The 20,477-nt window shown below is 41.6% G+C and carries 19 protein-coding genes; 12 read left to right on the top strand and 7 right to left on the bottom strand.

Translation table 11 applies throughout. From position 1 onward, the window contains the following. Genes J3455_RS18690 through J3455_RS18680 form a run of 3 tightly spaced genes read left to right on the top strand, consistent with a single transcriptional unit; the run spans position 1 to position 2,988 of the window. On the top strand, positions 1-729 hold the full coding sequence (locus J3455_RS18690; protein ID WP_130050066.1) for a spondin domain-containing protein: 729 nt from the start codon (positions 1-3) through the stop codon (positions 727-729). 58 nt (positions 730-787) lie between these two features. After that, positions 788-1,513 carry a response regulator transcription factor gene (locus J3455_RS18685; protein ID WP_130050067.1) on the top strand — a complete coding sequence of 242 codons (726 nt, stop codon included), beginning with the start codon at positions 788-790 and terminating at the stop codon, positions 1,511-1,513. Continuing rightward, positions 1,513-2,988, top strand: coding sequence for a sensor histidine kinase (locus J3455_RS18680; RefSeq protein WP_130050068.1), 1,476 nt, complete (start codon positions 1,513-1,515; stop codon positions 2,986-2,988). The genes J3455_RS18685 and J3455_RS18680 overlap by 1 nt, the downstream gene beginning before the upstream one ends. 21 nt (positions 2,989-3,009) lie before the next feature. Here the strand turns inward: J3455_RS18680 and J3455_RS18675 are convergent, their stop codons facing one another. Further along, the gene (locus J3455_RS18675; RefSeq protein ID WP_349562157.1) at positions 3,010-5,175 is read right to left on the bottom strand and encodes a S9 family peptidase; all 2,166 of its coding nucleotides are present in this window, start codon (positions 5,173-5,175) and stop codon (positions 3,010-3,012) included. A 129-nt stretch (positions 5,176-5,304) separates the two neighbouring features. Further along, positions 5,305-9,006, bottom strand: coding sequence for a S8 family serine peptidase (locus J3455_RS18670; protein ID WP_130050070.1), 3,702 nt, complete (start codon positions 9,004-9,006; stop codon positions 5,305-5,307). A 248-nt stretch (positions 9,007-9,254) separates the two neighbouring features. On the opposite strand from J3455_RS18670, the gene J3455_RS18665 reads away from it, so the two are divergent. Both J3455_RS18665 and J3455_RS18660 read left to right on the top strand, forming a co-directional pair. Then, entirely contained in the window at positions 9,255-9,725 is a 471-nt protein-coding gene (locus J3455_RS18665; RefSeq protein ID WP_063700612.1) for a DUF2721 domain-containing protein, read from the top strand. Positions 9,726-9,883: 158 nt separating this feature from the next. Continuing rightward, positions 9,884-10,336, top strand: a complete 453-nt coding sequence (locus tag J3455_RS18660; RefSeq protein ID WP_130050071.1) for a c-type cytochrome — start codon at positions 9,884-9,886, stop codon at positions 10,334-10,336. Between the two features lie 61 nt (positions 10,337-10,397). Here J3455_RS18660 and J3455_RS18655 read toward each other — a convergent pair whose 3' ends face one another. Then, positions 10,398-11,048 carry a cytochrome b/b6 domain-containing protein gene (locus tag J3455_RS18655; protein ID WP_130050072.1) on the bottom strand — a complete coding sequence of 217 codons (651 nt, stop codon included), beginning with the start codon at positions 11,046-11,048 and terminating at the stop codon, positions 10,398-10,400. Positions 11,049-11,199: 151 nt separating this feature from the next. On the opposite strand from J3455_RS18655, the gene J3455_RS18650 reads away from it, so the two are divergent. Together J3455_RS18650 and J3455_RS18645 are read left to right on the top strand one after the other, a co-directional pair. Next, on the top strand, positions 11,200-11,907 hold the full coding sequence (locus tag J3455_RS18650) for an AzlC family ABC transporter permease (protein ID WP_130050073.1): 708 nt from the start codon (positions 11,200-11,202) through the stop codon (positions 11,905-11,907). Next, positions 11,904-12,203, top strand: a complete 300-nt coding sequence (locus J3455_RS18645) for an AzlD domain-containing protein (protein ID WP_130050074.1) — start codon at positions 11,904-11,906, stop codon at positions 12,201-12,203. The genes J3455_RS18650 and J3455_RS18645 overlap by 4 nt, the downstream gene beginning before the upstream one ends. Here J3455_RS18645 and J3455_RS18640 read toward each other — a convergent pair. After that, on the bottom strand, positions 12,200-13,354 hold the full coding sequence (locus tag J3455_RS18640; RefSeq protein ID WP_130050075.1) for an iron-containing alcohol dehydrogenase: 1,155 nt from the start codon (positions 13,352-13,354) through the stop codon (positions 12,200-12,202). The two genes, J3455_RS18645 and J3455_RS18640, sit on opposite strands and share 4 nt — an antisense overlap. Positions 13,355-13,514: 160 nt before the next feature. Between J3455_RS18640 and J3455_RS18635 the strand changes: the two genes are divergently transcribed. Further along, the gene (locus tag J3455_RS18635; protein WP_130050076.1) at positions 13,515-14,381 is read left to right on the top strand and encodes a LysR family transcriptional regulator; all 867 of its coding nucleotides are present in this window, start codon (positions 13,515-13,517) and stop codon (positions 14,379-14,381) included. Positions 14,382-14,448: 67 nt separating this feature from the next. After that, entirely contained in the window at positions 14,449-14,931 is a 483-nt protein-coding gene (locus J3455_RS18630; RefSeq protein WP_167658794.1) for a glutathione peroxidase, read from the top strand. A 52-nt stretch (positions 14,932-14,983) separates the two neighbouring features. Here J3455_RS18630 and J3455_RS18625 read toward each other — a convergent pair whose 3' ends face one another. Next, complete coding sequence (locus tag J3455_RS18625) at positions 14,984-15,172, bottom strand: PA3496 family putative envelope integrity protein (RefSeq protein WP_082389337.1); 189 nt, start codon at positions 15,170-15,172, stop codon at positions 14,984-14,986. A 391-nt stretch (positions 15,173-15,563) separates the two neighbouring features. Here J3455_RS18625 and J3455_RS18620 point away from each other — a divergent pair, with 391 nt between their 5' ends. Then, on the top strand, positions 15,564-16,364 hold the full coding sequence (locus J3455_RS18620; protein ID WP_167658793.1) for a YggN family protein: 801 nt from the start codon (positions 15,564-15,566) through the stop codon (positions 16,362-16,364). A gap of 74 nt (positions 16,365-16,438) precedes the next feature. On the opposite strand, the gene J3455_RS18615 is transcribed toward J3455_RS18620, so the two are convergent. After that, on the bottom strand, positions 16,439-17,881 hold the full coding sequence (locus J3455_RS18615; protein ID WP_130050079.1) for an aminotransferase-like domain-containing protein: 1,443 nt from the start codon (positions 17,879-17,881) through the stop codon (positions 16,439-16,441). A 101-nt stretch (positions 17,882-17,982) separates the two neighbouring features. On the opposite strand from J3455_RS18615, the gene J3455_RS18610 reads away from it, so the two are divergent. Beyond that, positions 17,983-18,912, top strand: coding sequence for a DMT family transporter (locus J3455_RS18610; protein WP_130050080.1), 930 nt, complete (start codon positions 17,983-17,985; stop codon positions 18,910-18,912). Between the two features lie 54 nt (positions 18,913-18,966). On the opposite strand, the gene J3455_RS18605 is transcribed toward J3455_RS18610, so the two are convergent. Continuing rightward, entirely contained in the window at positions 18,967-19,815 is an 849-nt protein-coding gene (locus tag J3455_RS18605; RefSeq protein WP_239976717.1) for a diacylglycerol/lipid kinase family protein, read from the bottom strand. Positions 19,816-20,138: 323 nt separating this feature from the next. On the opposite strand from J3455_RS18605, the gene J3455_RS18600 reads away from it, so the two are divergent. Then, the gene (locus J3455_RS18600; RefSeq protein WP_166341396.1) at positions 20,139-20,279 is read left to right on the top strand and encodes a hypothetical protein; all 141 of its coding nucleotides are present in this window, start codon (positions 20,139-20,141) and stop codon (positions 20,277-20,279) included. The last annotated feature ends 198 nt before the right edge of the window (positions 20,280-20,477 follow it).

Genomic DNA, 20,477 nt, shown 5'->3' with positions numbered 1-20,477 from the left:
ATGCGCTTTTCAAAAAGCTTAATTATCCTCGCATTGAGCGCCGGCCTTGCAGCCTGTGGGGATTCAGATAAATCATCAGACAACATGGATGAAGCGCTTGAAGAAATGACAATGGAAATGGGTGAGATGGCGACAAATCATCAATTTATGGTGGAGGTAGTCAACCTCACTGCTGCCCAGCCATTTTCTCCCATTGCTGTGATTGCTCACACAGAAGGCATGCTTTGGCAAATTGGCGAGCCAGCATCTGAAGCTCTTGAAATTATGGCTGAAGGCGGCGATAACAGCGAGCTACTCGCTGCAGAAATGACAATGCAAGCAGCTTCCGACGAAAGCCCATTACCTCCTGGGGAGCAAGTCACATTGACCCTGACGACAGGTGAGCTTGATTCATTAAAAATCAGCTTAGCAACCATGTTGGTGAATACAAATGACGCGTTTACCGGTCTTAATGCTATAGACGTGTCTTCGTTAGCGGTTAATGAGTCACTGTCTCGCACTAGTTTTGCCTATGATGCAGGCACAGAAGCTAACTCTGAAGCACAAGGCACGATCCCTGGTCCTGCTGACTCAGGCGAAGGTTACAACGAAATGCGCGACGATACTAACCGTGTTGCAATGCACCCAGGTGTGGTTAGTCAAGATGATGGCCTTGCAAACTCAGTGCTCACTAGCCAGCATAAGTTTGATAACCCGGTTGCTCGGATCAAGATAACGCGGACGCAATAATAATCGCACTCCTTACACCGAGGTCATAAGGATGTGCCTCTGTGATTTGGAGTAAGCAATGCGCCAAGAAAAATTATTAATCGTCGAAGATGATAGAGCAATACGCCAACTTATCAGCACGCAATTACACTGCCTGAACTTACATATTGATGAAGCATCGAGCGCAGAGGCTGCAATAAAGAAGCTTGCCAGTTCGAGCTATGGCTTAGTACTGCTCGATATCAACCTACCACAAATGGATGGCTTGAGCTTATGTCGCAAAATTAAAGAGCACTACCCAAGCATTGCCGTTATTTTACTAACCGCACTCAGTAGTGACATGGACAGAGTGATTGGTCTGGAAATGGGCGCTGATGATTACATTTGCAAACCTTTTTTCGCTAGAGAGTTACAAGCACGAATAAAAACTCAATTACGGCATAGGTCGCAACTGATAGCAGCCCAATCACATCATGAAGACAGCGCTCAAGCGGCAATTCAACTTGGAGAGCTTCACATTGAATTTACCAGCCACCAAGCATTTTTAGCTGATAAGGCAATTAACTTAACCGCTACCGAATTTGATTTACTCGTTTACTTTGCCAAGCACCCAAATCATGTTTTTAGTCGCCAACAGTTACTTGACCAAGTATGGGGTTATCAACACAGCGGCTACGAGCATACAGTCAATTCTCATATAAACCGTTTACGTAGTAAATTTGAGCAGCATCACCCAGCAACCTTTATAGAAACAGTCTGGGGTGTAGGTTATAAACTAAATCCAGGTCAGTTGAGTGCAAGCTAATGAAATCAATGACGCTTTATCAAAAACTTGCTTGGTCATTGGTGCTTATTTTTAGCCTGTTGTGTGCGCTGGTTTTAAATTGGAGCAAGCAATTAGAGCAAAGCTCTGTACACCATGCCCAGCAAAACTTGCACCTCCAACTAGCCGAGCATTTAGTGCACGACAATCCACTGATCAAACAAGGTGTGTATGACTATGATGCGCTAGAAAACCTATTCCACACACTGATGATACTTGGCCCAGCTTTTGAGTTTTATTTTGTAGACCCTGAAGGTCATTTACTGACTTATTCAGCCAAGCCGGGGCAAGTCGTTAGGCAACAAATAAACTTAGGCCCAATACAGAAACTAATTGAAGACCCAACTGCCACACCGATTTATGGTGACGATCCGCGCAGCAAAGATGGCGTAAAAATATTTTCAACTGCGCCGGTTCATAATCAGCAACAGCTGCAAGGCTATTTATACGTGATTATTGGCGGGCAAGATTACGATACAACCCTTAAAAACATTAAAGCCAATGATAACCTTTGGCTTGCCGCTATGTGGTTTGTAGCCGCCTTAGTTGCGCTCTTTATTGCGATGTTGCTGTTATTTCGGTTTTTCACCTTACCACTAAAAAAACTCAATAAAGAGCTTAATAAAATAGAAGCGGCTAACTACAGCCTAACCAAAATGTCATTGGATTCTAGCTACACAGCTCATGATGAAATAGGCAATTTAAGTAAAGGCGTCAACGCCATGCTGGCGCGTATTGATGAGCAGTTTCAGTCATTACAGCAAGCCGATAAACAACGCCGAGAGTTACTCACTCACTTATCACACGATTTACGTACGCCGCTATCTTCACTGCACGGCTTTCTGGAGGTGATCAATAAACCGAATAGCCACTTAAACGAGCCTGAGCAACGTCATTATCTCAACCTTGCAATGGATAATTGCCAGCAACTAAAACAGCTGATTGAGCAAATTTTTGAATTAGCTAATTTAGAATGCGGCCAAGTAAAAATACAATCCGAGACTTTTAATTTGGGCGAGTTGATTTATGATTGTGTAGCAAAGCTTGCTCTAACAGCGCAATCAGCAGGAATTTCACTCAAGGTTATTCCCGAAATTTGCGATTTTACCGTGACGGCAGACATCGCAAAATTAGAGCGGGTGCTTACAAACTTAATCGAAAATGCCATTCGGCACACACCAAATGGCGGTGAAATTGCCGTTAAGGTTAGCCAACAAAGTGATCAGTTATACGTGGCAGTGTCTGATACCGGGGTTGGTATTCATGAGGATGAACTCAATGCGATTTTCGAACCTCACTATCAGGCGCGTAATAGTATAAAACGAGGCTCAACAGGCTTAGGGCTCGCTATTTGCAAGCAACTGCTCACCCTAATGGATAGTGAAATAAACGTAAAAAGTACCTTAGGAAAAGGCAGTGAATTTCGTTTTAATTTAGCTATGCAGGCACCCGCTTAATCACGGATGCCTGTGTTGTTATTATTTTTCGATACCCGCCAAATCGAGCATAAAGGCGTAATATAAAGCGGTATCTTGCAAGCTTTTAAAGCGCCCAGAAGCACCGCCATGCCCTGCTTCCATGTCAGTTTTGAACAGCAACAGGTTATCATCGGTTTTATATTCACGTAGCTTAGCAACCCATTTTGCCGGCTCAAAATACTGCACTTGTGAGTCGTGCAAACCGGTAGTAACTAACATATTTGGGTAAGCCTGCTTCTTTACTTGGTCGTACGGCGAATATGACAGCATGTAATCATAATAGACTTTATCGTTCGGGTTACCCCACTCGTCATACTCATTCGTTGTGAGTGGTAAGCTGGCATCAAGCATAGTTGTAACTACATCAACAAAGGGTACTGCGGCAATCACCCCTTTATATAGCTCAGGCGCTTGATTAACAACAGCCCCCATTAGCAAGCCACCCGCACTGCCACCCATGGCAAAAATATTATCTTTATCAGCATACTTTTGAGCAGCTAGAGACTTAGTCACATCTATAAAATCATTAAAGGTGTTTTGTTTCTTCAGCAACTTGCCGTCTTCGTACCAAGGGCGACCCAGCATTTGCGAGCCACGAATATGCGCAATCGCAAACACAAAACCACGATCAAGCAAACTTAAGCGTGAACTTGAAAAGCTCGGATCCATGGTCGCACCATACGAACCATAACCATATTGCATAAGCGGATTAGAGCCGTCTTTTTTGAACTTGTCTTTACGATAAACAAGGCTAACAGGAACATCGACACCATCTCGGGTAGTCTCATAAACTCGCTCAGAGGCATAGTTGTCAGGGTTAAAATCACCTAACACTTTACGCTGTTTAAGCAGTGTTTTTTCGCCACTTTCTAGGTTGATATCGTAGCTGCTGCCTGGCGTCGTCATACTTGAATAGTAAACACGTAAGTTAGGGTTACCTAACTCACGATTACCATAACTAAAGACCATATAAGTTGGGTCATTAAACGCAACGACTTGCTCTTGTTGGTTACGAAGGTCGCGAATAGTGATTCGGGTTTGCCCCATTTCTCGCTCTTCGTAAACCAAATGATTGTTAAATAACTCAATGCCTTCAAGTTTCACGTTATCACGACCAGCAATTATCGTTTGCCATTGTGCTTTATCATGAGCTTTATCGCGATGCACTTTCATCAGTTGGAAGTTAACAGCATTTAAATTAGTAACGATGTAATACCAATCACCTAACTTTTTGATGTCATATTCAAGCCCTGCTTCGCGTTCAATAAAACGTTTTGGCATTGCTTTGACATCATTAGCATCAATAACCGATACACCCGAAGCACTGGTGCTGCCATGACTAATATAGATTTCTTGTTGGTCTTTACTCTTATAAATACTGGTGTAGTAACTGGTGTTTTTCTCTTCGTAAACGAGTTCGTCGTCGGCTTGCGGGGTGCCTAGCGTATGGCGATATACTTGGTAGCCTAACAGCGTTTGTAGGTCTTTTTTGATGTAGTAAAAGGTTTTGTTGTCATTTGCCCAGACTACATCACCTTCCGTGCCTTCAAGGCTTTCTGTGAGCATTTTACCTGTGGTTAAATCTTTTACTTTAATTGTGTAAATACGGCGACTCACAGTGTCTTCACCATAAGCCAGCAAATTGCCATTTGGGCTGACAGCTAAACCTGTTACGGCAAAATAGTCATGATTTTTAGCCAGCTCATTCACATTTAAGATAACCTGCTTATCCTCTCCTTGGCTATCTTTGCTGCGCACATACACTGGGTATTCGTCATCACCGCGCGTTTGTGAGAAGTAGTAATAATCGCCTTTTTTTGTCGGTACGGTATCGTCATCCTTTTCAATACGTCCTTTAAGCTCTTCGAACAAGGTGTTTTGTAGCGTTTGAGTATGTGCCAGCTTGCTTTCAACATACGCATTTTCTGCATTTAAATGGGTAATAACAGCGGCATCTTTGCGCTCATCATCACGCATCCAGTAGTAGTTATCGATACGTGTGTCACCATGAATGGTCATTTCATGAGGTATTTTTTTAGCAAGCGGAGCTACAACCTGAACTTGCTCTGTTATAACGGCTTGCTCTTTATTATCTGGGACTTTATTACACGCTGATAGAACAGCTAAAGAGAGTGCCGCAAGGCAAAGTGAATGGCCAACTTTCATGGGATTCCTGTATTAGTTTTATTATTCTGTCTCCAATATAAGTAAAAAAACGGCAACATATAAGTAGCCTTTGTGAAGCAATGTAAAAAGGGAGCCGAAGCTCCCTTTTATTGTTTACTTATCAAGTAATTACTTTTGCTTACGACGACGCATAAATGCGAACGGTGCAGCAAGTAATGTTAACCATGCTAGTGAACCTGAAGAAGATTTTTTCTTCGCTGGTTCTTCAGCTACAACATCTTCTGCCGGGTCTTGTGTCACTGCAATAGTAATAGTAACCGCTTCTGACATGTTGCCTGCAGAGTCAACCGCAGTTACTGATACTTCGATAGAGGTTGTTTGCTCATAATCGATAGCGCCAGCAACCATTAACTCACCCGCATCACTGATGCTGATGCTATCACTACCTGTCACTTCATATGTTGCGATAGGAGTCAGGTCTGCATCTGGGTCAGTCGCAGTCACAGTGCCAATTACAGTACCTTCCGCAGCGTTTTCTTGAACCGTGAATTCACCAAGCTCAGCATCGATCACAGGGTTAACTTCTTCTGGCTCGTCAGCAACGTTCATTACCTCAACAGTCACCATCGCTGGCTCAGAGATATTGCCTGCAGAATCTACTGCAACAACTTCAAGTTCAATACTCATCATGCCAGCATCGTAGTCAAGCATGTCGCTATTCATAACAACAACATCACCTGATGCAGTCACTGAAACAGCTGTAGAAGTAGAATTAACTACAATATATTCAGCGATTGGGTTAGCAAGCTCAGCACCATAAGTTGCTTCTAGTGAACCAATCACAGTATCTACCGCTGTGTTTTCGTCTACAGAGAATGACGCGTCAGCAAGAACTGGAGCAACGTCAGCATCTTCGCTTGGTGTTGCTGCGAACGCTTTTGAACCTGAGTCAGATAAGATCATGAAGTCTGCACCAGCATTCAATAATGTTGCAGAAGCACCAGGCTCTAATGAGCTAACGACTTCACCAGCTTCATCAACAAGTGCTGCATATACGTCACTTGATGCATCAGTAAATGTATATGTACCCATTGCAACATCACCTTCACCTGATGCAATTGGCGTCCACGTTTCTTCTTCTGTACGGAAACGTACATTTGCAGTCGCTTTACCAATATCATCAGCAGTAAGGCCAAATGCGCCTAGACAGCTTTGCATTGTAAGGTGGTTGTTACCAATAATTTGATAAACATTGTTGAGGTTACCCGAAGAGCTGCCATAGCCGTGAGTAAAGGTAATCGCAGTACCCGGCTCTACATCATAGAACCACTCTAGTTTACCATTTTGCACTGTAACATCGTATGTACCATCTTGGTCAATATCGAAGTCAGCCATGAAACCACCCACGTAAGAGTGTGTAATACCTTCATTCATAACCATCGTGGTTAATGTAACATAGCCGCTATCACAGATATCTGTTGGTACTGCAAATGTTTCAATAGATGCACCCACTAAATCAAAACGTTGGTCTTCATCTACATCATCAGTCATTACAGTAGGAGCAAACACTGGTTCAAGTGCTACCGCACCTGTATTTGTTATCTGATGAGCAACACCATTGTCTGTCATTACAGGCATGAAGCTCATCGCAGCATTTGCTTTTGGTAATACATGGTAAACAAGGTGGAATGCTTCATCGCTACCATCAGAGAAGATTAGCGCACCATCAAGCTCTAGTTTGGTTAAATCAGCCGTTGCATCTTGTGAGCCGATATTATCATCCGTTAATGTCCATTCTGGTAACGTTGCCGGATCAATTGTTGCTGTCACATCAAATGACATAGTTTGACCCGCAGGAACAGTGATTGAATCTGGGTAATCAAGTGAGAATGAACCACGCTCAACGTCATCTGCATAACGTTGTTCAAGAGAAAGTGTGTAAACTTTGTCTTCATTAGAGAAGTTCTTAACTTGAACAGTTTTCGTTAGCTCAACAGTTTCTGATGCACTTACTAAACCAAACGAAAGTGCCGCTTGCTTAGTATCAGCTGCCCACGCAGCTACAGGTAAATTTGCAGCTTTGTTTACATCAACAAGACCCGCACCGATGTAACTAATTGGCGCAAGTTCTGCATCCGGGTTAATTGCTAACGGCTCCATAGTCACATTTAGGTTAGCAGTGTTCATTAACGTCGCTTTGATTTCAAGCGCATTACGCTCTGGTAGCGCTTCTTTTAATAAGCTCACCGCACCTGCTGTGATAGGACCAGAGAATGAAGTACCTGTTGCGCCAGTAAGGCCATCACCTAGACCAGGATGAGCAGTCATGATGTTTACGCCTGGTGCTGTAATTTCAGGTTTTAATAGACCACCCATTGAAGGGCCACGCGATGTGAAGTCTGCAATTGCACCAGATAGAACTAAACGCTCAACTGTTAGGTTGAATGTACCACCCGCTTTTAAAGCAGTACCCGCTGCAAACGTTACACCTATTGAAGGTATAGTAACAGCAGGATCTGAACCACCCATAGGTGCTGGCGTGCCATCATCAGTGTTGTTTGCAATAATAACAAACTCAGCGCCTTTAGCTTGTGCAGCTAATACCTTAACTGTAAATGCACATGCACCACGGTCGATGATAACGCCTTTACCTGTGAAATCTACGTCATCAGCAAACGCTTCACACGCTGTCTGGTTTGCATCTGGGTAAACAAGATCCAAGTTTTCATTAGTGTAGCTAAATGCAGTTTGCGGACCAAAGCTTGCAGGCTGAACAATTGCTTCTTCGCCATTAATTGTACCGCTACCAATTGACTCTTCACCGGTAGGGTGAGTCATCGCACCTACTGAAAGTGCGTTCTCAGTGGTACTTGGGCCACCAACGATGAAAGGATATGCACCGTCATTACCTGCTGAAATTACAACGTTTGTGCCAAGCTTAACAGCTTGGTTGATGAATAGACCAACAGCATCATTGGCAATATCACCGTAGTCACCACCTAAAGACATGTTAATTACATCAACACGGTCGCTAATGTCACCATTACCATCAGGGTCCATTGCGCTTTCAAGCGCGAGAAGTTGTGCAAGACCAGGACAACCACTGTTACATACAGAGTAAACGAATAGATCTACGTTTGGCGCAATACCGTTAACAGAGTGAGAAACGTGTGTACCGTGGTTAGTTGTCACATCAATTGGATCGTTATCATAATTGATGTAGTCATAACCGCCTAATACTTTACCTTGTGGCCAATCTACAGAAGCAGGATCAGCAATTGCAGCAGCATAAGCTTCATCAGTACCCGCACCACCAAAGGCTTTATGGGTGTAATCGATACCCGTATCAAGAACAGCAACACGAACACCTTCACCTGTCGCTAATCCATTAGATACTAATGGAGTCGCTTCAATATAGTCAGCGCTGTCAGCAACATGCAATTCATAATCGTATACTGGGTAAATACCCTCTACTTGAGAGTTTGATAATAACTTAGCAACATCTTGCTTGTTACCATTAACTACGATTGAGCTTACTAGTGTTGATGTTTTTGCAACAACCTCAAGTGGTAAGTCCATGCTATTAATAGCTTGTTCTACGCTTGCTTGCGCTACTTTTGCTTGTGCTTGAACAGAGGCTACATCAACACCCATTGTTTTAGCATTAATTGATGCTGGAGCATTTAACTTAACTAGCCAACTAGTCGCTTCACTGCGTACTTTTTGTTCTTTTTTTGTTACCGCACTCGCTTTAATTAACTTTTTACCAGCAAGATTATACTTAGAAAAATCATTGGCTTGTGCACTAGCGCACATAGCACTCGTTACAGCCAAAGCAACTGCAGTTCTTTTTATTAGATTTTTAGACATGGGTTCCCCTGGGATATGTTATGTTATCGTCTAAATAGTGATTGAAACAAAGTTTCAGCACCAATATAAATCGGAAACATAAGCAAGAACAACATTACAGTTACAAAACAATTACATTTTTTACAACACAAAGCACGCTTAAAGCTTTAACTAACTGTTTGTTAAGTACTTTATTATGATTTTTTGAGTTGTAAATATTTGTAAATGAATATGATGTATTGAGTTTTGATAAAGTAGAGTACTGTCAGATGAATTCAGAAGTAATCAACATTCTTACCATGGCAAAAGTAATTCAAACAGCGGTTGCACCGGTCTTTTTAATTACAGGTATTGCAGCAACGTTAGGAGTACTTTCCAACCGCTTAGCGCGTATTACCGATCGAGCGAGACAGTTAGAACGTAAGCTTAAAGTCAGTACCGATGAAGACTTCAATAAGTCACTAACAACAGAACTAAGGGCATTGTTGAAACGCTCACGCTGCATCCATATCGCGTTTAGTTTAAGCGTGCTCAGTGCCTTATTAGTGTGCGCTGTGGTTATGTGTCTATTTTTATCACATATCCAATCAATTAACTTGAGTGTGACAATTGCAAGCTGCTTTGTCGCTGCTATGGCACTGTTAATCTGTGGCTTTTTATCTTTACTAGGCGAGGTTTTCTTAGCAACGAGAAGCATGCGCCGAGGTATGATCTTCGCCGATATTGATATAAATGATTAGGCCGTATTGACCTTTTGTGATTAATTTTAATCCACAAAGGTAAACACGCCCTAAATTAAACTTAAGTTAAGATTAACCGCAATACACTTGAATAATACACTAAGCTAAGATACAAACTCAGTTAGTTTATCTTTATGACACCTTAAGGGGCAAAAGGAATGAAATTAAAACAATTAGTATTAGGTGCTATGCTATCGACAATGGCGCTAAGTGCATCTGCAAACTCAGTTTTTGAAGAACCAAGCGATGCAATTGAGTACCGTCAGGCTGCATTTTCAATGATCCGTGTGCAAATTGGCGATATGGGCGATATGTTAAAAGGAAAAGTACCTTTTGATGCAGAACGTTTTCAAAAGCGTGCAAACAATGCAGCAGCGCTATCAAAAATGCCTTGGGAAGCTTTTGTAGCGGGTTCTGATAAAGGTGATACTTCTGCGCTTGCAGCTGTTTGGAGCGACAACGAAACCTTTATGAAAAAAGCGGTTGCTTTCCAGCAATACGCCGATGAATTAGCTGTCGCAGCACAAAGTGGCGATAAAAAAGTTATTGGTAAAGCATTCGGCGCATGGGCTAAAGGCTGTAAAGATTGCCATAAGTCTTTCAAAGACTAGTCTAGTAATAATTTAAACTAAAAAGGCGCTAAGAAGCGCCTTTTTAATGCCTTATAGCAACTTACCCAAGTAAATAGCTGAGCGGCTCAGCACCCCAAGTCGTAAATAACACCACTAAACACACTGCAAAGATAATAAAAGCAATCACTGGTGATTTAGTAACTGGCTCAGTGATTGAGACTTGCTCGCTATTTCCGGTCAACATAGGTTTCACTAAGTTTTTACCCTTAATACGGTAAATAACAATCGCCAAAACGTGCAGCACAATTGCGTACAACAAAATATCAAAATTTAAATGATGTAACCAACCCGCAAACTCTACAGTATCTGAAGAAACATGCTCTACTAGAGGGCCATCCGTTAAAATATCGTCACTGGTCATTAGACCCGAAGTTAACTGCACGATGAGTAAAGCAAAAAAGGCTATCACCATATAACTACCCGCAGCACCATGACCCGCTTTGTGCTCATTGCTTGTAAACGACTTAATAGCAGCAACAGGAGAATGAATGAGCGCAGAGAGCTTCGCCGTTTGACTACCAATAAAACCCCAAATAATACGTGTGATAATAAGCGCCAAGGTAAAGTAGCCTGCAGCAAAATGCAGCTCCAACATACCTTCTTCAGCACTAAAATAGAGTGTTGCGATGGCCGCAACTAATAACCAATGGAAGCTTCTTATAAAGCCATCCCAAACTTTAACTTTAGACATTGTAACTTTCCCTTTAAAAGACGCTAATGACTTGCAGACAGAAATTTCAATAACGGGTTCGGCTATACATTATTACAAACTTCAGTTATTTTGACACACCTCTATTTCAGCTGTTTTGATCTGAGCCATAACAACAAACATGAGCGATAAGATGCATAATTCAACATTAAGAGCCTTACTAAAAGGGTTTTTCGACATGCTTCCTTTATGTCTTGCGGTGTTACCTTGGGGGATTTTATGTGGTTCTTTAGCCGTTCAAAATGGTTTTAGTGCTTTTGAAACACAAGCTATGTCGCTATTGGTATTTGCTGGTTCTGCTCAGCTCGTCGCAATTGAGTTAATGGCTGGAAATACCCCGCTATTAACAATTTTGTTTACCACACTCATTATTAGCTCGCGGCACTTTTTGTATGGTTTAGCTATTCGTCACAAAGTCATAGACCAGCCGTTTCGTTGGCGACTTCCAGTTAGCTTTGTACTTACTGATGAATTGTTTGCTTTTTCGCATCATCACAGAGCGTATAGAACGAAAGTGCGCTTGATTTACGCGCTAAGTGCCGGGTTTAGCTTTTATATTGCTTGGAATATATGGACTCTGCTTGGTATCGTCGCAGGTAGCTTACTACCTGATTTAACGCACCTGGGGCTTGATTTTGCTATCGCTGCTACTTTTATTGCTTTAGTTATTCCTGGTGTAAAAAACCTAGCGACACTAGCTACTGTGATCACAGCAGGTGTTGTTGCAACACTATTAAAAAGTCAGGGCTTTCAACTTTGGCTTGTCACAGCAGCCCTTATTGCCATGACTGTCGGTTACCTAATTAGTCGCTGGCAAGCAAAAGAGGAGCATACACAATGATGACCACTATTTTATTGATGGCGTGTATCACCTTCTTCACACGTTACTTATTTTTGCACCGCGCATTACCATTTAAAGTTGGCCCGAAAATGCAGCAATTCTTAAGCTTTAGCGCCCCAGCAGTACTTACCGCGATTTGGGTACCCATTGTGTTTATTAATGACGAAGGGATAAATTTAGATTGGCAAAATCCCTACCTAAGTGCTGCAGTAGTATCTGTTATAGTGGCTTATAGAACACATAACATTTACTACACAACACTAGCAGGGATGGGATTATTTATAATCTTAAGTTAAACACTGGCAAGTAAAATTGCGTGGCTTTTCTCAAGTGTAACTTGCTCACGCTCACCTAGAGCCGTCATACCGTGGCGTTCCAGCTGAGCGACAAGTTTATCTGCGACACTTTCATCGAGCTTATAGTCGCTTAAACGAGTTGGCATTTTAACACTATGGAAAAATGCTTCTGTAGCAGCAATTGCGCTATCAATAGCCGCATCTTCATCGCTGATATCAAGGCCTAATACTCGCTCAGCATATTGTAATAACTTGCCACGCTTGGTGTCTTTTTGTTCAGCCATCATACGAGGTAATACAATCGCTAATGTTTGTGCATGGTCCAAACCGTACACCGCGGTCATTTCATGACCAATCATATGAGTCGCCCAGTCTTGTGGCACACCAGCACCAATCAAACCATTAAGTGCCATAGTCGCTGACCACATAATATTCGCGCGTACTTGATAGTTATCTGGCTCAGAGAATGCCTTCGGACCTTCTTCAATAAGGGTCATTAAAATCCCCTCAGCAAAGCGGTCTTGTAATTTGGCACCGACATCATAAGTAAGGTATTGCTCCATTGTGTGCACAAACGCATCAACAATCCCATTAGTTACCTGACGCTCAGGCAATGAGAATGTCACCGCGGGATCTAAGACAGCAAAGCGAGGCCGCACAAACTCACTTGCAAACGGCAACTTATCTTGAGTATCTAAGTTTGATACCACACTGAAAGTGTTTGATTCAGAACCTGTTGCAGGCAGTGTTAGAACAACGCCCAGTGCCACTGCTGATTTCACTTCAGCACCTTTTGCTAAAATATCCCATGGTTCGCCAGCAAACTCAGCCGCAGCAGCAATAAATTTACTTCCGTCCACGACAGAGCCACCGCCGACAGCAAGGATATAGTCAATTTGCTGCTCTTTAACTAGCTCTACAGCTTTCATGCATGTTTGGTAGCTTGGATTTGGCTCAATTCCCGCAAATTCAAACCAAGTATGTTCAATCAATGCGGCTTTAACTTGATCATAAACGCCATTTTTCTTAATGCTGCCGCCACCATAAGTAACAAGTACCTTGGCATTCTTTGGGATCTCGTTTTGAATTTCTTTAATTTGCTGCTCACCAAAATGAATTTTGGTTGGATTCTCAAAGCTAAAATTTAACATGCTTACTCCCTTATATTTGTGAGTATTAATCAGTGACACAACTATTGTATTTATTTTTATACAGGGATAAAGGGAGCAAATAAATAATCACTTTTGCAGACATGCAATAATAAACCACTTAAACTGCTTTAAATTTACTGAAAAACTTAGGGTAAAGATAATGTGGCAAGGCTTAGAGGAATTTTTATATGTTGTTGAGCACGGCAGTTTTACACACGCAGCTAAAGCTATGGAAGTATCAACTTCACATATCAGTCGGCAAGTACAACAACTTGAAAATCGTTTAGGTTCTGTGCTATTTCAGCGCACCACTCGTAAAATTAGTCTCACTGATGCAGGGCGTGAATACGCTGTTAAGTTAAAAGCTATACGCCAAGAGTTAATTGATGCAAACAATCAATTACAAGGTGAGCAGCGCCAACCAAAAGGACTAATAAGAATAACGGGTGCGGGCGAGTTTGTAGCTAACCAAATCGCCCCCAAAGTCGCAGAATTTGTAAAACGCTACCCTGAGGTAGAGGTCGATCTCGACTTTAATAGTCGCAATGTCAACTTAGTTGAAGAAGGCTTTGATTTAGCCATTCGCTTTGGCAGGATGCAAGACTCAAACTTAATTGCACGCCCTTTATGTAAGCGCGTCATGACCCTCGTTGCTAGCCCTGAATACATAGCCAGTCACCCTTCTCTTAAAACGCCTTATGACCTTGCTGAGCATAACTGCTTAATTACCATGCGAAAGCGCTGGCGATTTAATATTGACGATCAAATTAAAGAAGTTCGTATCGATGGTAATTGGCGTAGCAACCACCCGCAGGCTATTTTAAATGCCGCAGTAGCAGGAGTTGGCATTGCCCATTTAGCGTTAGATATCGTGGAACCTTTTTTAAATAATGGGCAATTAGTAAGCATTCTTGAAGAGTTTCAGGTTGGCGATAACGCATCTTGGTTAGTCTACCCAAGAAAAGATCTATTACCGTTTCGTGTACGTTTACTAATAGAACATTTAACCAATGCATTTGCTGATTAATATTTGCTCTTTTAGAAATATGACAAGCAAGTTAGAATCAGTGTAACAATAATAAAAAGTTATCATTATGAGCGAATTTCACCAACTCTCTGCCACCAGCCTACAAGGCCAAACTGTCGATTTTTCTGATTTTGAAAATAAGGTCGTACTTGTTGTAAATACAGCGAGTAAATGCGGTTTCACCCCGCAATACGAAGGCTTACAAGTACTTCATGATAAGTACCATGAACAAGGCTTGGTAATAATTGGCTTTCCATGTAATCAATTTGGTAAACAAGAACCTGGTGATGCTAAAGAAATAAAAGAAGGCTGCTTAATTAACTATGGTGTGAGCTTTTTGATGATGAGTAAGGTTGACGTAAATGGCGAGCATGCTCACCCTGTGTTTAGATATCTAAAATCAGAGCTGCCTGGTTTTATTACCCGCAAAATAAAATGGAACTTCACCAAATTTTTAATTGGTAAAGACGGCAAAGCAATTAAACGATACGCGCCACTTACAAAACCTGAGCAGTTCGAATCAGACATTCTTGCCGCTTTGAGCAAGTAATAAGGCCTTAAAGCAATAAAGAGGCAAATAGCCTCTTTATTTAAATTTATGCTTAGTCGTTCAAGTACTCATCAAAGTCGTCATCGCCTAAGTTTCTACGCAAGCGTTTTTGTTCAAGATAGTCTTCCAACTTCTTCTTAACGCGTTGCTTTTTCTTGTCGTGTTGATTACGCCCGACCATTTCGTACTCGTCTTCAACAAAATCGTCATCTAGCGCGTCATAACTAAATGTCTTACCCACAACCCACTCCATAAAGTGTTTGAGACCAATTCTTGAGATTAAAATTTGCTCGATGAATTGGCAAAGATTAAAAAGCTCAGTAGTTATTTAGTATCTAAAAAACCACCAAAATAAAGCCATACACCCATGCTAAATAGGTCATATGTCAATATTGTGAATAAATAGCGCTAAATTTGATTTCTGAAAAGTGAGAGTTTTTTATCGTTTCGATAAAAGTCATTTATGCATGTGTATTTTTTAGTTAATTTGACTAAAAAATGGTTAAAAAATTATTCCGCGCACTTCCAATAAAAACCCTAAAACACCATAAGCCAATGAAATAAATGAATTTATAATATTTGGCATCCTATTTGATTATATTTTTATGTCATTTCAAACAGGAAAGAAAAAAATGAAAAAGTTATTGTTACTAAGTTCTTTATTTATCGCTACCAGCGCAATGGCTCATAACGATAATGATACAAATATTTCATTCAGCGGTGAGCAATGTGATGTCGAATTTATAAATGATGTGCGTATCACTCCAAGTGAGTTAGAAGTATACACAGCCGATAATCGCAGCATGAAAATCATCGACCAACATACTTTATATATCGATGGCCAAAGCGTATCCCTTAATGCTTCACAACAGCAAGCAATTGCAGATTACTCAGACAGCTTGCGCAGCCAACTTCCTGAAGTAGCTAATATCGCACTTGATGGTGTAAAAATAGCCGGCGTAGCAATCGAAGAAGTATCAAATGCTTTCAACATTGATGGCCTAAGTGACATTTCAGAATTAATGGACGATATCAGCGTAGAAGTGCAAAACGCTTTCTACCAACAAGGTGCGTTCACAATGGGTCAACAAAACTTTGAAAAATTTGGCCAAAACTTTGAAGATCAATTCGATGAGCAAATCGAATCAGCAGTAGAGTCAGCCATGATGCAATCGATGGGCAGTATTTTAGTGGCTCTTGGCTCTGAGCTTTTAGGTTCGGGTGGCGACATGGATGAGTTTGAGCAACGTATGGAAAACATGGGCGCACAAATCGAAGCTCGCGTAGAAACCCAAGCAGCTCAGCTAGAAGAGCGAGCAGATGCATTATGTGGCAGTTTTGCTGATATCGCTCATAAAGAACAAGAATTAGTGGTTCTAGTACCACAGCTAAAAGAATATCAATTATTTACTTTTAAACAGAACGCAGAGTAATTGACCAGTTAAGAAATTAACATCCCTGAACCAAAACACTTGGTCCTTTCGCGCAGAGCTTGCTCTGCGCTTTTTTATTTTTTGGCCAGCACGGTCAGTTGCGATAACGTTTTAATCGCCTGTTCCAAACTTTCAGACCAAGGCAAACCATAGCTTAAGCGAAAACAACTACGGTACTTTTTACCCGCTGAGAATATCAACCCAGGGGTAATACTAATCCCTGCCTCAAGTGCCAAATGAAATAGTTTTACCGCATCATATTGGCTACCAAGATCAACCCAGATAACACAGCCCCCTTGCGGGTTACTAATACGCGCACAACTTGGCATATATTGCTGCAGGCACCAAATCATACGCTCTTTGTTGGTACTCAAGCGCTGTCTTAGCAAGCGTATATTACGGTCGTACTCACCACTGGCTATAAACTCATACAAGGTCCACTGATTTATAAGCGGCGCAGAGCAACTAAGCGCGCGCTTGTGTCGCCTTGCTTGTTCAGCAAACTTACCTGCAATGATCCAACCTATGCGGTAACTAGGTGCGGCTGTTTTTGAAAATGAGGCACAGGTGATCACTAACCCCTTTTTTGAATAAGCTTGTGCAGGAGTGGCACGCTTAGCTGTAAAATGTAGGTCGCCATAAACATCATCTTCAATGAGCACCACCTCGCGCTGCTCTAAAAGTGCCACTAATTGCTCACGCTTGGCATCAGGCATAAAACTGCCAACTGGGTTATTTAATGAGGTTGAAAACACACACGCTTTTATATCATGCTCATCGAGTGCTTGAACCAAGTCATCAAGCCATATTCCTTCATCGGGGCACAGCGGTATTTCCAGTGCCTTCAAGCCTAAGCTCTCAATTAATTCAATAATGCCAAAATAACAAGGCGACTCGATAGCAATAACATCCCCGGGTTTAGCAACGCACTTCAGGGCAATAGCCAACGCCTCTTGGGCACCATTGGTGATCACTAACTCATCGCTATCAACACCAATGCCAAAGTCCAAATAGCGATGAATGAGTTGTTTTTTAAGTGGTGCAAAACCATCCATCGGGCCGTAATTAATTGCCGATGCGCCAGCCAGTGTCATTACTCGGCGCATTGTTCTTGCCAGCGCCTTATCTGTCGGAGCTGCGGCTACTGGGTTAGCAATGCCAAATGGCACCACATTGGCTTTATGGATGGCACCATAAACTTGCTCAATCAATCCTTGCTTGTTTACTGTGGTTGGCTCTCGACTAAGCCTGACTCGCTTTGGCCGAGATTGATTTAACTGAGAAGACTTTAAAAAGTACCCAGACTTTTCTCTCGCTTCAATCAATCCTTGCCCTTCAAGTAATTGATAAGCTTGTTTTACCGTAGGAATGCTAATGTTTAGCTTATCTGCCATTTTTCTGAGCGAAGGTAATTTCTCACCCGGTAATAGCGAGCCCTGCAAGCAAAGATCTCTAACTAGCTGAATAACTTGTTGATATAAGAACTCACTGTTACTGCGACTGATAACTTGTGACATAGCCCACCAAACTGTATAGGTTGCATTTTTAGTTTTCTGTATATGTTAAGTATACAGAAGCAGATTAAAATGAACATACTTTCAATTTTTAGGTACTAACTATGAAAAGCGCCGCTCTCTACCTTGCTACAGTGCTGATCTGGGGATCGACTTGGCTAGCTATTGAGTTTCAACTAGGTGATGTCGCAGTTGAGGTCTCTTTATTTTATCGTTTTGCCATTGCAGCCATTTTAATGTGGACCTTTGTGCTAGCGAAAAAACTACCTATGCAATATTCACTGCGTGATCACGGATTTTTTGCATTATTGGCTTTATTTAACTTTGGTTTAAATTATTTAGTACTGTATTGGGCGCAGAACTACCTCAGCTCTGCAATGGCCTCAATTGCGTTCTCTATGTTGCTATTAATGAACATTATTAATACCAGACTATTCTTCGCAAAGCCGATTGCTAAACGAATTTACTTTGGCGCTTTATTGGGCGTATTAGGTATTGCCAGTTTGTTTTGGCCACAAATTCAGCAATTCGACTTGAGTAATGGTGCGTTGGTCGGGTTACTACTTGCGCTATCTGGGACCTTTGTGGCTTCATTGGGTAATATGGTCAGCGTCCGAAATTCTCAGCGCAATATTGGCGTACTTCAGGGCAATGCCTGGGGTATGTTATACAGCGCTTTAAGCCTAGCAGCTTACGTTTTAGTGAGCGATGTTGAGCTTACATTGAATGCCCCGGCCAGTTATTGGATATCGCTCTTGTACTTAGCAGTGTTTGGTACCGTAATCGCATTTGCTTGTTACTTTGCACTACTAAAAAATATCGGCCCTGAGCGCGCAAGCTATGTCATTGTATTATTCCCGCTGGTTGCAGTGGTATTAAGTACCTTATTTGAAGGATTCGAATGGCAAGCGAACACCTTTATGGGATTTAGCCTAGTGTTATTTGGTAATGCTATCGTGCTGACTCCAACTCGACAAATTAAAGCATTTTTTGCTGCACGTAACCTGCAACAAAAAAGCACCGTCCCCAGTTAGAAGTGACTATGTCGCCTCTAACACCAAGCGCTGGCAAATATTGCCGGCGCTTTTTTATGGTACATGAAAACGTAACGCTTGTTTGTGTACCTTAACTTTAGCAGGTGTAAAACCCACAAACTCACCATCGGCTTCAATAACCAACCCTTTCGTTGTTACTTCAGCACTTGTTAAACGGGTATATTCCAGTGCTTGCAAGCGGTGGTGCTTCACTAGCAGTAAATATAAAAAGCTGATCAGGTTTTTCAACAAGCCGCCAGCTGGCATGCAGTAACAGTCCAGTTGACCATCGTTTAACTTTGCCTGAGGGGCAATTTTCAAACCACCTCCAAAGTAGTGATGATTGGCAAAAATCGTCGCTAAATTACTGTAAGAGAGAGCTTTACCATTAAACTTTCCCTGAAGAGGCTGAGCCTGAAATGAAAATAGCTGTTTAATGCCCTGCCATGTATAACCAAACGAGCTAAAATGACCAGCTTTGTTTAATTCGACGACCACTTCAGCGTCAAAACCAATACCCGCAACATTAACAAAATAGCGCTGATTGATTTGGCCAATATCAATTAACTTAGTACGGCTATTGAAAATAGCCTCATACCAAGCCTGTTGCTGACAAGCAAAGCCACGAGCAAAATCATTTCCCGTGCCAGCCGGAATTAGCGCAATAGAACAGCTACTCGTCATTAATGCATTAACAGCTAAATGCAAAGTCCCATCACCACCAATTACCACAACTTGAGTCTGGCTCCTAGCTAAAAGAGCAATTTCAGCGCAATCATTCTCAAAGTTGCCTGTAGTTAAATATAGCTCTGGTTCTATCTCTCTTTTTTTACATTCGTTTAGTAGCCAATCAACACTGTTTTTATGATTTTTTTTGTCACTTGGCTTTATTATTATCAACATCAACGGTTACTTCTTTTCTTACGTGGCGAAAACCCAAGCTCACTCAAATTATATTAATCTGAATAATTAGTCACTTTCTCACTTTAAAAACGCATAAATAAAAATACAAAAAGTTAAAAACCTTTATTTACCTGCACTTCACTACAAACACAACTGCATAACCATGCAAACAAGAGTAAGTGCAAAAGCTTAACCCTATGTTAATAAAACACTTTCGGATTAGAAAAAGTTATCTGGCAGACTCAATTTTTATCGTTTTATTTTTGTCCAGTTTGATTGCAAAATACCCACGTTTTCAACCAAACACAACCCGGAGCAAAGTAATGAACCCAATTAATACATTAAACCAAAACGCTGCAACTCATGTTGCCGTAAAACCAACAAACCGCAAAGCTAAAATGTTGGCAAAACTTAATCGCTACGGCAAAAAGTTAGCACTTGGCGGCGCAGTACAACATAAGTAATCCCCAACCATGGTTACTTTTTAGGTGCAGTAAACACCCAACCACTAACGAAGATCCTTCTTTAGCTCCTCCGTTAATTAGATGGTACGCCCCACCCATTAGCTAAACTAACAGAGTTGGCTATTATTGGAGGAAACCATTATGTCAGTTGTTAAAGTTATAGGTATTGATTTAGGTAAATCAACTTTTCATTTAAGT

Source organism: Pseudoalteromonas sp. NFXS39, assembly GCF_040148775.1.
Taxonomy (GTDB): Bacteria; Pseudomonadota; Gammaproteobacteria; order Enterobacterales; family Alteromonadaceae; genus Pseudoalteromonas; species Pseudoalteromonas apostichopi.
This window is presented reverse-complemented; position numbering and strand designations above follow the sequence as displayed.